The sequence below is a fragment of the Thermococcus sp. M36 genome (genome assembly GCF_012027355.1).
Taxonomy (GTDB): Archaea; Methanobacteriota_B; Thermococci; order Thermococcales; family Thermococcaceae; genus Thermococcus.
This window is the reverse complement of record NZ_SNUH01000001.1, coordinates 448,977-463,031: the sequence shown is the minus strand read 5'-3', so window position 1 is coordinate 463,031 and position 14,055 is coordinate 448,977. Positions and strand designations below refer to the sequence as shown.

Genomic DNA, 14,055 nt, shown 5'->3' with positions numbered 1-14,055 from the left:
ATGTCGGGAAGGCCAAAAGGACTTTAAACGCCGGCTCCAAACTTTTTGGAGGTGGACAATATGAAGAAGATTGCTTCTGCACTCCTGCTGGTTTTGATCGTCCTGACGGCCGGATGCCTAGGGTCAACGGGAGGGACAGCTTCAACGTCTTCCCCTGAGACAGGAACCCCGTCAGCTACCTCACCAACAGTGTCTCATGCCGAATCCGGCGGCATTGACTTCGCGTCCTACGAAAAGGGCCAGGTTCTCTCCAGATGGTACGAGATCGTGGACACGTCGAAGGTCTACGCCAGCGAGGGTTATGAAGATCTTGCGAAGCACTACTTCCCGAACGCTAAAATCCTCCCGGTGAGCCAGTACGACGGAGGAATAGCGATACTCTCCCCGGAGGACGCCCGGCCGATCCTCAAGGGCAGACCGATACTGATAACAGTCAACGACTACTTTGGCTACATCGTCTACAAGCTCGGCCTCAAGTTCGTCGGCCAGGACAAAGGCATCTTTGCGGCCTTTAACAAGGACGGAAAGGCCTATCTCGTCTTCACCGGGACGAGCAAGGCCGGTGCCGGGGCTGCTCTGGAGTACGCGATGGGGCTGAAGGAGGGGAAGCGGATAAACACCGGCGACGTCCTGAGGAGCGGCGAGTTCGAGGGGATTCTCCTCAAGGTCATAGGGGACAACAACTGGAACGGGATACCCGACGAGGGAGAGCACTGGTACTTGAGCTCATTTAAGACGATGGAGCCCTTCATCTACTACTGGCGCGTCGTTGAGGGAGAGAATGTTACCGTGAAAGGAGGCTTCATAAGGCTCGTCAACGGCTCGACCGTTCACATATACTCCCTCAGCTTCAACGTCAGCGTGGAAGTCAAGAACCCCAACGGAGCGGAGCTCACCTACGTGATAGAGAACACCAACCCGAGCGTTCTCACCCTGCCGGAAAACGCTGAGGTTGGGGACACATGGGTCAGGTTCAGCACGTCGGAGGGTTCCTTTAGGATAGAGGCTAAGGAGCTGGCTAACTATACCGTCCTTGCATTCGGCGACCACAGACCGGACGGAGGGAAGGAGGTTCCTCCGGCGTTCCTCAAGGTGCGGGATGCCATGAACGCTGACGATGGGGTCTTCATAATAGACGGCGGCGACCTGGTTTATTCCGGCAAGGTGGACGAGTGGGGCGAGCTGATGAAGAACTGGAAGTGGAACAAACCGGTCTTCATAGCCGTTGGCAACCACGAGTACCGCGGTGAAGGGATAAACGTCTACCACATGCTCTTCGGCCCAACGGACTACTCCTTCGTCCTCGGGGATTACTACTATATCTTCATGAACAACATTGAGAACGACTACGGGCTGAGCGACGAGCAGTGGGCGTGGCTTAGGGACAAGCTCGAAAGGGCTAAGAGCCTTGGCAAGAAGCCCGTCATCGTCATGCACGCCCCCCCAGTTGACCCGAGGCCCAGCGGGAACCACGGCATGAACTACATGGACGGCAAGAAGCTCCTCCAGCTCATGAAGGAGTACGATGCCTTTGGAGTGTTCAGCCACATCCACATCTTCTGGGACGGCACGATAGAGGGTGTCAGGTACATAGTCACCGGCGGCGGTGGGGCACCGCTCTACGCCAAACCGGACGAGGGCGGCTTCTACCACTACGCCAGGCTCGTTATGGGTTCCTCGGGGAACATAACGGCCGAGCCCGTGAAGGTGGAGCCTTAACCCTGCGCTCTTCTATTTATTCTATTTATCCCTATATAGAGACTCCCACACAACTATATTCTACTGCGGCAAGATATTTATATAGCACCACTTAGCTCCCCACGGTGATGCAGGTGGAGCCGTGGTTGCTGGTAACGATCATTCTGGGCTTTGCAATGGCATGGGCGATAGGTGCAAACGATGCCGCCAACTCGATGAGCACTGCCGTCGGTGCGAATGCGATAACACCGAAGCAGGCGGTCATCATAGCCGGAGTCCTTGAATTCACTGGAGCCTACTTCTTCGGCAAGAGCGTCACCGAGACGATAAGGAAAGGCATTCTTGACCCGACGATGATAACCGACCCGATGGTTCTCGTCTACGGTTCCGTGGCTGCGCTCCTGGCGGCAACAGTATGGCTTATCATCGCAACAAAGTTCGGTCTGCCGGTCTCGACCACCCATTCCATCATAGGCGGCATAGCGGGCTATGGAATAGTCTACGCCGGAACGGCCATAGTCAACTGGGGCAAGATGACGCAGGTGGTTCTCAGCTGGATTCTCTCGCCGATAGTCGGTGCCATAATGGCCTACTTCATATTCAAGGCGCTGACCAAGAGCATATTTGAGAGGAAAGACCCGGTCAGAAGCGCCCGCATCTGGTCGCCCTTCTGGATTGGGCTGGCCTTCGTGGTCATAGGAACCATGTTCTACATCAAGGTTCTCCACGGGAAGGACCTCAAGACGGGCGTTTTCATGTACGGTGTCCCGCTCGGTATAATCGTGTTCGTTATAACGTACCTCCTCATAAAACTCCGCTTCCCGAGCAGCGACCCATTCATAGGAGTTGAGGCGATATTCAAGAAGGCACAGGTGGTTACCTCTGGCTACGTTGCCCTTGCACACGGTGCCAACGACGTCGCAAACGCGATAGGGCCTGTGGCAGCCGTTTACGCAGTGGCAACGATGGGACTGAGCGGCATGAAGGTTCCCGTCCCCAAGTGGATACTGGCGCTCGGTGGCCTAGGAATAGCAATAGGTGTCGCAACGTACGGATACAGAGTTATGGAGACCGTAGGAAAGAAGATAACCGAACTCACCAACACGCGTGGATTCACCATTGATTTCTCGGCTGCAACCGTCGTCCTCGTGGCGAGCTGGATGGGTCTTCCGATATCGACCACCCACACCGTCGTTGGAGCCGTCATAGGGATAGGCCTTGCCAGGGGAGTAAAGGCAATAAACAAGAACATCGTTAGGGACATAATAATCTCCTGGTTCGTTACCGTTCCGGTCGCGGGTCTGATAAGCGCGGCCATATTCAAGTTCCTTATGTTCGTGGGGTGATACCATGCAGGTCTGGACCAAGCTCTTCGCCAAGAGCCCCTTCAAGCCCCTCATAAAGCACTCAGAGGTTGTGCTTAACACCGTTGAGACCCTTGAAAAGGCGCTTCAGCACTGGTATGATGGGGATTACGAGGAGATGAAAAAGATAGCCGTCGAGGTTGACCGCCTTGAGGACGTCGCCGACAGGATAAAGGAGGAGATAAGGGATTCCCTCAGCTCGAAGCTCATGATGGCCGTTGCGAGGGAGGACGTGCTCATCTACCTCCACATGCAGGACAAGGTTGCCGATGCCGCCGAGGATACGGCCAAGTGGCTGCTCATCAAGGAGCCCGGCGAGCTTCCGGTGGAGGTCAAGGAGGTAATCCTCCAGATGGGCATGGAGAGCATTAAGGCTGCAAAGCTCGTCCACGAGGCCATAGTCCAAATGGATAGAGTCATCGAGAGCGGCTTTACCGAGGGCGAGATAAAGAGGGAGTACGAAATAATCAGGCAGATAGAGAGCGTTGAGAACAAGATAGACGGTCTCGACACAAAGCTCATGCAGCTCGTCTTCGAGAACGCCGATAAGCTCAGCTGGGGCGACGGGTTCTACATCCTTAACATCGCCAGAACGCTCAGCAACATCTCGGACAAGGCGAAGGATGCAGCCGAGAGAATAAGGCTCATGATGAACAAGTGAGCCCTTTGCTCTTCTATTATTCCTGGAAGAATTGCAAGAGAGAAGAACGAGAGGTTCAGATGGCTATCATCGTCGAGGTCATCTGTATCTCGGACATCTTCCTTATCTTCTCCGTGATGAACTGGTCAAGGTCCTTGAGCGTGTCGGTCTCAACCTTAACGACGAGGTCGTACTCGCCATAGACCACGTAAGCCTCCTTAACCTCCGGCATGGCCAGAAGCTTCTCCATAACTTCCCTTTCCTTTCCAGCGGCCGTCACCATCAAAATAAAAGCCGTCACCATGGCTATCACCAAAAGTATTTTATCGGCGGAGTATTTAAGCTTATCGAGGAGTATGTTCGACCACCTGATAAGCAAAGCCCAGCTGGGGCGGTTTTACTCTCACCTGAAATCGCTTGGATTTGAGGAAATTCGCCCCTACGCCAAGGGGACCACGAGCCTTATCTTCGGCGCTCGATTAGATGAAAAAAACGTCATTATTAAGCTCCAAAGACCCGACTCACCGAGGCAGAACTTCGCGAGGGAAGCGGAAATCGTCAGGACGATAGAGCCCTTCGGGATAACTCCCCCGCTGATAGCCTACGGCGTCTTTGAGGGCCTTGAATATCTCATCCGGGAGTTCGCTGAAGGAGAGATAATCTTCTACGCCGAGCTTGAAAAGCGCCATCTCTTTGAGATAGTTGAGAAGACGACTCTACTCGATAGGCTCGGCCTTGACCACGGTCAGATTCAGGGCGGCAAGCACATAATAGTCGGCGAGCGGGTTTACCTCATAGACTTCGAGAAGGCCAACTGGAGGAAGCCGAAGAACCTCACCTCCGCGATGGCGATGATTTTCCTCAACGACAACTACATCTCGCGTCGGGTGAGGGCGAAGTTCGGCATCACCCCTGACTTTCTTAAGGGGATGAGGGAAGAGCTGCGGACATATAAGAAGACGGGAAAGCTCTCAGGCCTCCTGAGCCTTCTTTCTCGCCTTTAACCTGTCCGCGTAGAGCGCCAGTAGGGGTATTGCAACTGCCATCGCTATGAGGCCCATCCTTGGATCCCAGAAGTAGTCAAACACGAGTATGACGACGACTGCAATGACTATCATGAGGAAGAGGTCACGGTCGTAGAGCCTCGACTTTGCGAGTATGTTCTGCTCCCTGGCCACGTACGCCAGGTAGAGCGGTATTCCGAGAGCTGAAAGGGCTATCCCGACGTACGTCCTGAAGAGCACCGAGATTAGTATTCCAGCCGCAAGAATGATTCCAACCGCATGTTCCTCCCTCATTTTCCCACCTGACTCTTGGGTATCTCTCCCGGTCTTTTAAAGCTTCCCTGCAGCCATTACTGTCTATCAAGGTAAAGCTTATATACTCTAAACTCCATTATAAACCGGTGATAGCGTTATGAGCAGTATCGAATGGAACCACGAGACCTTTTCTAAGTTTGCCTACCTTAACGACCCGAGGGTGAAGGGGAACTTCGTTGCCTATACCCTTACAAAGACCAACATGAAGGACAACAGGTACGAGAGCACCGTTGTGGTTGAAGACCTCAAAACCGGGGCCAGACGCTTCATTGAAAACGCCTCGATGCCGAGGATCTCTCCCGATGGCAACAAGCTCGCCTTCATGCGCCCCAACGAGGAGAAAAAGACGGGCGAGATATGGGTCGCTGACCTGAGGACGATGAGCGCCAAGAAGGTTCTGGAAGTGAAGAACGTCCGCTCAATCCAGTGGAACGACGACTCAAGAAGGCTGCTCGTTGTCGGATTCAAACGCCGTGATGACGAGGACTTCGTCTTCGACGACGATGTTCCGGCCTGGTTTGATAACATGGGCTTCTTCGACGGCGAAAAGACCACCTTCTGGGTTCTCGACACAGAGAGCGAGGAGGTAATAGATCAGTTCGAGAAGCCGAGGTTTTCGAGCGGCCTCTGGCACGGAGATGCAGTAGTTATCAACGTCCCGCACAGGGAGGGAAGCAAGCCAACCCTCTTCAAGTTCTGGGACATCTACCTCTGGAAAGCTGGCGAGGAGGAGAGGCTCTTCGAGCGCGTTTCCTTCATGGCGGTAGATTCCGATGGAGAGAGTCTGCTTCTCCACGGGAAGAGGGAGAAGAAGTACATGAGTGAGCATGAGTGGCTCTACATCTGGGACGGCGAGCTGAAGCCCGTCTATGAAGGTCCACTCGACGTTTACAGCGCCAAGCTCGACGGCGGAAAGGTTTACTTCCTCGTGCCGGACGCGGGCAGGGTCAACCTCTACATCTGGGACAGGGATGTTGAGCCTGCTGTGGTGGGCGACCACTGGATTTACGGCTTCGACGTGGACGGTGGAAAAGTCGCCCTTCTGATAGCTACCGCAATGAGAATAGCGGAGCTCTACCTCTACGACGGCGAGCTGAAGCAGCTCACCGACTACAACGGGCCGATATTCGAGAGGCTCAAAACCTTTGAGCCGAGGCACTTCCGCTTCAAGTCCCTTGACCTTGAGATAGACGGCTGGTACCTCAAACCGGAGCTGAAGGAGGGCGAGAAGGCGCCGGTTATAGTCTTCGTCCACGGTGGGCCGAAGGGAATGTACGGCCACCGCTTTGTCTACGAGATGCAGTTAATGGCGAACAAGGGCTACTACGTCGTCTTCGTGAACCCGCGCGGGAGCAACGGCTACGACGAGGACTTTGCCCTCCGCGTGCTGGAGAGAACCGGTCTGGAGGACTTCCAGGACATAATGAACGGCATTGAGGAGTTCTTTAAGCTCGAACCCCAAGCAGACAGGGAGAGGGTTGGTATAACAGGCATAAGCTATGGCGGCTTCATGACCAACTGGGCCTTAACTCAGTCCGACCTCTTCAAAGCTGGAATAAGCGAGAACGGCATAAGCTACTGGCTGACAAGCTACGCATTCTCGGACATAGGCCTCTGGTATGATGTTGAGGTAATCGGACCGAACCCGCTGGAGAACGAGAACTACAGGAAGCTTAGCCCGCTCTTCTACGCCGACAGGGTTAAAGCGCCGATTCTGCTCATCCACAGCCTTGAGGACTACCGCTGCCCGCTCGACCAGAGTTTAATGTTCTACAACGTGCTCAGGGACATGGGCAAGGAGGCCTACATAGCCATATTCAGGAGGGGCCCGCACGGCCACAGCATACGGGGCAAGCCGAAGCACAGGGCGAAGCGCTACAAGCTCTTCATCGAGTTCTTCGAGAGGAAACTGAAGAAGTACGAGGAGGGCTTCGACGTCGGGAAGATACTGAAGGGCGAAGGAAAGAACGGGGAGAATTAATCCTTATCCTTTTCCTTTTCTGGCTTCCTCGCCACAACCCCAAGTGCTTCCTCAACGCGCCTGACCCCGACGAAGCCAGCCTTCCTCAACCGCTCCATCACGCCCTTCTGGAGGTCCTTCCTCCGATACTTCTTCCCCGGGTTGCCCACGTAGTGGAACAGCCTCCCTCCAGGTTTTAGAACGCGGTACAGCTCGCGGTAGAACTCCTCGGAGTAGAGGTGCCCGGCTAGTGAAAAGCGCGGCGGGTCATGGATAACAGCATCAAAGCTCCCCGGCCTGAACTTCTTGACGACCTCTGAGGCATCTCCCCGTATTATCTGGATTTTTCCCCCTGTGAACAACTCCCTGCTCCAGGGGTTTATGCGCGCGAGTTCGAGGACGTTCGGGTCCTTCTCGACGGTTATGACGTAGGCACCCCTCTTCGCCGCCTCTATCGCGGTGTAGCCGAGGCCCATGCAGGTGTCGAGGACGGTCTCGCCCTCTTTAGGCTTCACGGCGTTCACCTTGTTTCTAGTATCCTGGAGGGGGTTTACATCCTTCGTGCGGTGCATCCTGATGCCGTTTATCTCTATCGTCGGCGGTATCGTCGGCACAAGCTTGTAGAAGTGCTCACCAGCTATTGCAGCCTTGTAAACGCCGTTTCTGATAAAGTAAACGCTCCCCTCATCTCTCGCGATCCTCTCTATCACATCACGCTCAACCCTTGTGCCGTCCGGGAAGACGAAGCCCTCACCGTCGCGCTCTATCTCGAACGTCCTGTTCGTTTTCCTGAGGTCGAGGTTGAGCCTGACCTTCCCGCTCGAAAGGAGCAATCTTTTCGCTTCCCTTGCGGTCAGGAAGTATAGTTCATCCATAACGCTCTCTCCCGGCTATTTTTGAGAACTCTATCAACGCTCTCTCCAATCGGGACACTATTGAACAACCCCGTAAGCTGGCATAGCTTAATGCGCCCGGGGGTTTATGAAAGCTCACTTTATCGCCCTTCATGTTGACCCATATGCCTTTGGAAAGAGCATTAAAAACCTAACCCACCACCCTCTCAAAAACGCGCTCGAAGTTCTTGAAGGTTATCGCCTCGACCTCTTTTTCGCTAAAGTTCTCCCTCAGTTTCTCGAGCAACGCTGGAATCCTCGACTCGTCCTCGAAGCCATCGACGCTCTTCCCGCTCCAGCCGGGAAGATAGTACACGAAATCAAAGCCAAGACCGACGTGTTTGTAACCGGCTAAATCCACCATGTACGCTATGTGCTCCACGTACCTTTCCAGCGTCGCGTGCTCCCTGTGGATGAAGCTTGGAATCACCACCGCCCCGATGACACCATCGCGCTCCGCTATGGCCTTTATCTGTTCATCGGTGAGGTTTCTCCGGTGGTCGCACAGTTCCCTGGCATTGGAGTGCGACGCTATAACCGGAAACGCGGTGATATCAAGGGCGTCCCAGAAGCCGGCTTCGTTTATGTGGCTCAGGTCTATCAGGATGCCCAGCTCCTCGGCTTTACCAACAACCTCAACGCCGAAGTTCGTCAGCCCTCCCCTAGTCCTCTCAAATACACCGTCGCCTATGGCGTTTCTCAGGCTCCAGGTGAGGGTCAGAACGCGGAGGCCCAGGCGGTAAAATACTTCCAGCAGGTCGAGGCTCTCGCCGATCGGCTCGCCACCTTCAAGGCCCAGCCACAGGGCGACTTTTCCCTCTTCAATAGCTGTTCTCATACCTTCAGTGCTTGTGACGATCTCAAAGTGCTCGCTTTCGGCAACGTCGTTCAGAAGGGCGTTGAAGACCTCCAGGCCATAGACCGTCGCGTCGGTTCTCCTCTCCGGCCGTGTCCATACGGCCATTACCCTGGAGGAGACCCAGCTGTTAAAGAAGCGCTCGAAGTTCCCTTCAAGGACGCCGGTTTTTCCCTTTTTTCTCTCATCGTAAACGAACGTTGGGAGGTCTGAGTGTGCATCAAATATCATGTTCCTCACTCCTAAGTTAATTACTGGACATGGGGCTTTAAGTGCTTCGTCTGACATTGCAGTGGGCCGGTGCCGGTTCGGGGGGTAGCGAATTCTTTAAAACCCTTCCACACAATAATGGGCTGATAGAGATGCTCACGGTGGCGTTGTACAACACCTACGACCCGAAGAAGCTGCACGAGGCCCACCTGAGGGCCATAGCCAGAGCCGGGCCGATAGCTTACGCCTACGGTTTTCACCTGGCTCTGGTGGGATTCCCATTCGAGGGTAGACCTGTTGATGTTGCCGAGGAGATAGCCGGCCATACGACCATAGGCGAGGGAGGGAAGTATCTCCTCGAGCTCGCCCAGAGAAACCGCTTTCACCTCCTCGAGTTCCCGAAGAAGGGCTTTCCCCCGCAGTTCGGCACGCCGGTTGCGACCACCAGAAAGCCGAGCGAGGAGAAGGAGATAACCCCACTTGAGCTCGCGGAGAGGGCTCTGAAAGGCGAGAGTTTTCTGCTCCTGATAGGCCTTGGAAGGCACGGCCTCCCGAAGGAAATATTTAAGATGGCGCGCTATCATATGGATATAACGGGAAAGAGGGTCAGCCTCGAAACCTGCACCGCGATAGGTGCCATACCCGCGAGGATAAGCACCCTCATGGAGGCGTTGAGATGGAAGGATCATGGAAGAAAGACCTGGCGTGGATAGTCGTAGTCCTGCTGACAGTCTTCACGCTTCAGGCAGGCCTTAAGATGGTGCTTCACACGGACTCGCCCCTTGTCATAGTGGTCAGCGGCTCAATGGAGCCGGTGTTCTACAGGGGCGATGTGGTGCTGCTGAAGGGAATAAATGAGGACAGCATAGACGAGATCCATGTCGATGATGTTATAGTCTACAAGCGCCCGGGATATGAGTACCCCATAATCCACCGTGTGAGGGAAATAACGACCGTTGAGCTCAACGGGAGAGTGGAAAAGTGCTTTGTGACGTGGGGGGACAACAACTGGGCTCCCGACCCCCCTTATCCGACACCCTACGGCACCGTCCCCTGCGTCCCGGCCTACGCCGTTGAGAACAAGGCCCTGCTGGTCTTCCCGAAGATAGGGCTTATCCCACTGATAATACGGGAACACCTCGGCCTGGGATGATGTGAGGGTAGGTGTCCGAGGCTTACGATGAGGAGCTAATCGGCCCCTGACCGGAGCCGGCGCGTCTGGTCATTCCTTCAGCTCCATTCTCACTTCTTCGTCCATGAGGATGAACAGGATGAGGGCGGAGAGGAGTGTAAGGGCCGTTGCCGGCAGGGAAAGGCCGACCATAACCCATAGGAGGCCAAATAGGAAATCCAGCAGGGCTATATGGACCGAGGAGTCCACTGCTGTTTCGTTCCCCTTTTCTATCCCATATGCAAAAAGAAGGTGGATGGTGCCCACAAGCACGTAGCCCCAGAAGGTGTAAGTATCTCCAAGGCTCATAGCGGCTATCCCGTAGAAGAACATGGCCAGAAGAACAAAGAAAGAGAGGACGGCGGACTTAGGCCTCATCGCCGAGCTCCTCCACAGGGAGCCTCATCCTAGAAACAACGACTAGCGTCAGGATACCCAGGAGCGGCATCACGGCCAGCTCGCCCAGGGCCAGCCCGGTGCTCTGCCTGGCGAGGGCGTCAGTCAGGCCGGGGGCTATGACGTTGGCGGAGTTTGATATGAGGCCAAGGGCAAAGCTGGCCTTGGGGAAGATGCTCTTTGGATACGTCGCCGGTGCGCTGGTCCAGAACGCCGGCCCAGTTCCCTGGAGGGCGCCGATGAGGACAACCGAGGCGAGGGCCAGGCTGTAGTTGCCCGCCAGCATGGCCTTACCGTAGATGATCAGGCCGACAAATGCGACTGCGTACGAGAATATCATGACCTGGACGATAGCCCTGAATAATCCCCTTGCAGTGGGGTTCTTCCTTGAGAGCAGATATCCGACATAGCCCATACCTATGCTCCAGAGGGCTTTGGATACGTTGAGGCTCGTGCTCAGTGTTGCGACGTGCTCCTTTGTCCAGCCCATATCGTAACCGAGGGAAGAGGAGAAGCCGACTATCGTGAATATCACCCACAGGGCCGGGAAGAACGTGAGGCCCAGCACCCAGGTGAAGGGCATCTTCCAGACGTTTGCCCTCTCTCCCCCTTCGGTCTTGTGAATTATCTCAAAGTCCTCCGTAAAGAGCCACCAAAGGGCAAGGACCGCGTACATTATGAGGACCGTGACCCAGAAGCCGCCCTTCCAGCCAAAGGCTCCAACCGCGTACTTGGCGCTTATGCTTCCGAAGACACCTCCCCAGAAGATTCCGGAGAGAATTATGCCTTTAGCAAAGGGCCTCTCGGCGACGAAGAAGTGTGCTATCTGGGTGCTGAAGAGCGGCACGAGCGTGACCACGAAACCCTGGATGAACCTGAGGAAGACTACGGTGTACCAGTTGGGTGCGAGCGGTATGAGCGCCTGCGCTATTGCCGCCCAGCTCAGGGCTATCGCGACGCTCTTCTTGAAGCTCCCCTCGTATATCCGGGTGTGTCCGAGGAGGAACGCTATGAAGAGACCGAAAACGTAAGCTATGTGCTGCCACTCGTACTCGGCGCTTCCGATTCCGAAGTGTGCTATCACATCGGGCTTTGCGACTGCCATCATGGTGAGGGTCCCAAAGCCTGCTGTCATGACGAGAGTGTCGAGCAGGACTGAGCTCCACTTTTTATCCATTTTGCTCCCTCCTAAATCTTTCCGAGAATCATGAGCGCCCCGAAAACTATGAACAGCGCTCCGGCAAACTTGTGGACGATCTCGATTGGTACCATTTCTCCCAGTTTGTCCCCCAGTATGGCCCCGAGCAAATTCACCGCCGCGAGACCAAGAATCGCGCCGGTAAAGGCTGTCTTCCACCCGTATTTTGAGGCCAAGACCATGGTTGCGAGCTGGGTCTTGTCCCCGAGCTCTGCTAGGAAGATCATAAAAAAAGATGGCGGCTATACCGTCCATCGCGCTTTCACCCTCACAGCTTTGAGAGCGCCTCGTTCATCCGCCGCATGGCCTCGGTGAGCCTCTGTTTGTCCGTAGCGTAGCTTATTCTTATCCAGCCCTCTCCGGCCTTTCCAAAGGCAGTTCCCGGAATCACGACCACCCCTGCGTTTTCCAGAAGCCACTCAGCGAAGTCTTCACTGCTCATGTCGAGGCCCGGATCTATTTTGGCCCATATGTAGAACGCACCCTTTGGCTTGAATGGCGTAACGTGCGGCATCCTGTTGAGGTGCTTGAGGACGAGCCTCCTCCTCTCGGCGTAAGTCTGGCGCATCTTCTCAACCGCTTCCCAGCTGCGCTTGTCCCTGAGAGCTGTTATTCCCGCTATCTGGATGAATGATGTGACGTTTCCGATGACGTAAGCGTGGAGCTTTATCATGTCCCTGATGACCTGGCTGGGGGCTATGGTGAAGCCCAGACGCCAGCCGGTCATGGCGAAGGTCTTGGAGAAACTGTTGGCGAGGATGGTGTTGTCGGGAGCGTACTTTATCATCGGGTAGTGCTTGGCCCCCTCGTAGAGGAAGTGCTCGTAGGGCTCGTCGCTGAGAATGTAGAGGTTGTAGTCCTCTGCTATATCCGCGATTGCTTTCACGGTCTTCTTTTTGAGGACGGCGCCAGTCGGGTTGTTCGGATAGTTGATGACGAGCATCCTTGTGCGTTTGGTTATCGCCTCAACCAGCTCATCGGGGTCTATCTGGAAATCGTTCTCCTCCCGCAGGGGGATCCTTATGATGCCTGCCTCGGCTATCTTCGCGTCCTCAACGTAGCAGACAAAAGCTGGATCGGGTATTATGACGTCGTCATCCTGCTCAAGAAGGGTCTGGAAGGCCAGATATGTGGCCTCGTAGGCACCCGCGGTGACTATTATGTCGTTGGGGGAGACGTCAACTTTGTAGTGCGTCTTGTAGTACTCGGCTATCGCTTCGCGGAACTCGGGAATGCCCGCGTTGGGCGTGTAGTGGGTGTAACCCTCATCTATAGCCCTCTTTGCCGCCTCCTTAATGACTGAGGGGGTGTCAAAATCCGGCTCTCCTATTCCCAGCGAGATGACGTCCTCCATTTTCTTTGCCTTTTCGAAGAGCTCCCTGATTTTTGAGCGCTGGATGAGGTTTATCCTGCCAGCAAGGAAATACTTGCGCTTTTTATACCTCATGAGCATCACCCCAAGCACTTCCGAAATGAGGGCCGGATTTTATAAACCTATCCTATAAATAGCACAGAAAAGTTCAAATGATGTCTACAAAACTTCAACGAGGGCAGCCTTTTCAAAAAAAGTTTTCACTTTTTCATCCCCGCAGCTGGTTAGGGGGAGCTCCCTCAGTCCGAGCTTTTCAATGATTTCAGACGCCTCCTCGCGGGAACCGAAGACCACCAGGTAGTTCTCCCCTTCCACCACACCGATCTTCCTTATTGCGTCGCTTATCTGAAGCGTTCCGGCCAGACGGAGGAGGAACTCCCCACCGGGAGTTTTTGCACGGTTTGTCTTCCTCTCAAAGGAGCGAACCGCAAGCAGTGCTGCAAATGCCACCGCCCGCCAGCAGTCGCTCCTAACCGCTTGGACGTTGCCGCCTAGGTGTGGAATCAGCCTGTCGGCATTTTCCACGTACACCCTGGATATGTGGATTCCTTTCCCTAGCGTTTTCATCTTTCCTCCCGGGGTCGTCTTTGATCCGGTTGGGTTAAAACTCTTTCCTTCCGGTGTCCCCCGGCCGCTGCAATATTTTTGTTGTTTTTAAAATTTTTCAAAAAATTTTTGAAATTTATATTATGATAGTATTATGAAGCAGGCGCAAAGTATTTAACTAATTAAAGCACTATTTATTTCAGCGGCTTGATGAACTGGGTGGTGCAGGGATGAGCAAAATGCGTATCGTCAGTGTACAGCTCCCCCAGGGCCTGATAAACGCCATGGATCAGCTCGTTAGGAGGGGCGTGTATCCCAACAGGAGTGAAATAATCAGGGAGGCAATACGCGAACTTCTGAAGAGGGAGCTGTACCGGCTTGAGACTGAAGAACGCTCAACACCTGACTACATCCTGAAATAAGCCGCTGAAA

General features: G+C 54.5%; 17 protein-coding genes. 8 read left to right on the top strand and 9 right to left on the bottom strand.

What is annotated here, in order from left to right; translation table 11 throughout:
* Positions 1-60: 60 nt before the first annotated feature.
* From E3E36_RS02645 to E3E36_RS02635, 3 genes are all read left to right on the top strand, one after another.
* Positions 61-1,719, top strand: coding sequence for a metallophosphoesterase (locus E3E36_RS02645; RefSeq protein WP_167893843.1), 1,659 nt, complete (start codon positions 61-63; stop codon positions 1,717-1,719).
* Between the two features lie 107 nt (positions 1,720-1,826).
* Positions 1,827-3,044, top strand: coding sequence for an inorganic phosphate transporter (locus tag E3E36_RS02640; RefSeq protein WP_167894722.1), 1,218 nt, complete (start codon positions 1,827-1,829; stop codon positions 3,042-3,044).
* A gap of 4 nt (positions 3,045-3,048) precedes the next feature.
* Entirely contained in the window at positions 3,049-3,723 is a 675-nt protein-coding gene (locus E3E36_RS02635; RefSeq protein ID WP_167893842.1) for a TIGR00153 family protein, read from the top strand.
* A gap of 55 nt (positions 3,724-3,778) precedes the next feature.
* Here E3E36_RS02635 and E3E36_RS02630 read toward each other — a convergent pair whose 3' ends face one another.
* Positions 3,779-4,006 carry an Lrp/AsnC family transcriptional regulator gene (locus tag E3E36_RS02630; RefSeq protein WP_012572508.1) on the bottom strand — a complete coding sequence of 76 codons (228 nt, stop codon included), beginning with the start codon at positions 4,004-4,006 and terminating at the stop codon, positions 3,779-3,781.
* Between the two features lie 52 nt (positions 4,007-4,058).
* Here E3E36_RS02630 and E3E36_RS02625 point away from each other — a divergent pair, with 52 nt between their 5' ends.
* Positions 4,059-4,706 (top strand): serine/threonine protein kinase, encoded by a 648-nt coding sequence (locus E3E36_RS02625; RefSeq protein ID WP_167893841.1) that lies wholly within the window; start codon positions 4,059-4,061, stop codon positions 4,704-4,706.
* Here the strand turns inward: E3E36_RS02625 and E3E36_RS02620 are convergent.
* Positions 4,674-5,000 (bottom strand): hypothetical protein, encoded by a 327-nt coding sequence (locus E3E36_RS02620; protein ID WP_167893840.1) that lies wholly within the window; start codon positions 4,998-5,000, stop codon positions 4,674-4,676. The genes E3E36_RS02625 and E3E36_RS02620 overlap by 33 nt on opposite strands.
* A 118-nt stretch (positions 5,001-5,118) precedes the next feature.
* Between E3E36_RS02620 and E3E36_RS02615 the strand changes: the two genes are divergently transcribed.
* Complete coding sequence (locus tag E3E36_RS02615) at positions 5,119-7,002, top strand: S9 family peptidase (RefSeq protein WP_167893839.1); 1,884 nt, start codon at positions 5,119-5,121, stop codon at positions 7,000-7,002.
* Here E3E36_RS02615 and E3E36_RS02610 read toward each other — a convergent pair.
* Both E3E36_RS02610 and E3E36_RS02605 read right to left on the bottom strand, forming a co-directional pair.
* A complete protein-coding gene (locus E3E36_RS02610) occupies positions 6,999-7,856 on the bottom strand; it encodes a methyltransferase domain-containing protein (protein WP_167893838.1) in 858 nt (285 codons plus the stop codon). The genes E3E36_RS02615 and E3E36_RS02610 overlap by 4 nt on opposite strands.
* A gap of 169 nt (positions 7,857-8,025) precedes the next feature.
* A complete protein-coding gene (locus tag E3E36_RS02605) occupies positions 8,026-8,961 on the bottom strand; it encodes a dipeptidase (RefSeq protein WP_167893837.1) in 936 nt (311 codons plus the stop codon).
* 131 nt (positions 8,962-9,092) lie between these two features.
* On the opposite strand from E3E36_RS02605, the gene E3E36_RS02600 reads away from it, so the two are divergent.
* Both E3E36_RS02600 and E3E36_RS02595 read left to right on the top strand, forming a co-directional pair.
* The gene (locus tag E3E36_RS02600; protein WP_167893836.1) at positions 9,093-9,653 is read left to right on the top strand and encodes a DUF531 domain-containing protein; all 561 of its coding nucleotides are present in this window, start codon (positions 9,093-9,095) and stop codon (positions 9,651-9,653) included.
* The gene (locus E3E36_RS02595) at positions 9,617-10,093 is read left to right on the top strand and encodes a signal peptidase I (protein ID WP_167893835.1); all 477 of its coding nucleotides are present in this window, start codon (positions 9,617-9,619) and stop codon (positions 10,091-10,093) included. The genes E3E36_RS02600 and E3E36_RS02595 overlap by 37 nt, the downstream gene beginning before the upstream one ends.
* A 69-nt stretch (positions 10,094-10,162) precedes the next feature.
* Here E3E36_RS02595 and E3E36_RS02590 read toward each other — a convergent pair whose 3' ends face one another.
* The 5 genes from E3E36_RS02590 to cgi121 all read right to left on the bottom strand — a co-directional run bounded on the left by E3E36_RS02590 (position 10,163) and on the right by cgi121 (position 13,644).
* Positions 10,163-10,489 carry a hypothetical protein gene (locus E3E36_RS02590; protein WP_167893834.1) on the bottom strand — a complete coding sequence of 109 codons (327 nt, stop codon included), beginning with the start codon at positions 10,487-10,489 and terminating at the stop codon, positions 10,163-10,165.
* Complete coding sequence (locus E3E36_RS02585) at positions 10,479-11,684, bottom strand: MFS transporter (RefSeq protein WP_167893833.1); 1,206 nt, start codon at positions 11,682-11,684, stop codon at positions 10,479-10,481. The genes E3E36_RS02590 and E3E36_RS02585 overlap by 11 nt, the downstream gene beginning before the upstream one ends.
* A gap of 11 nt (positions 11,685-11,695) precedes the next feature.
* Entirely contained in the window at positions 11,696-11,932 is a 237-nt protein-coding gene (locus E3E36_RS02580) for a TMEM165/GDT1 family protein (protein WP_167893832.1), read from the bottom strand.
* A 41-nt stretch (positions 11,933-11,973) separates the two neighbouring features.
* Positions 11,974-13,152, bottom strand: coding sequence for a pyridoxal phosphate-dependent aminotransferase (locus tag E3E36_RS02575; RefSeq protein ID WP_167894721.1), 1,179 nt, complete (start codon positions 13,150-13,152; stop codon positions 11,974-11,976).
* 84 nt (positions 13,153-13,236) lie between these two features.
* Entirely contained in the window at positions 13,237-13,644 is a 408-nt protein-coding gene (cgi121, locus tag E3E36_RS02570; RefSeq protein ID WP_167893831.1) for a KEOPS complex subunit Cgi121, read from the bottom strand.
* Between the two features lie 209 nt (positions 13,645-13,853).
* Between cgi121 and E3E36_RS02565 the strand changes: the two genes are divergently transcribed.
* The gene (locus tag E3E36_RS02565) at positions 13,854-14,045 is read left to right on the top strand and encodes a ribbon-helix-helix domain-containing protein (protein ID WP_167893830.1); all 192 of its coding nucleotides are present in this window, start codon (positions 13,854-13,856) and stop codon (positions 14,043-14,045) included.
* Positions 14,046-14,055 lie beyond the last annotated feature (10 nt).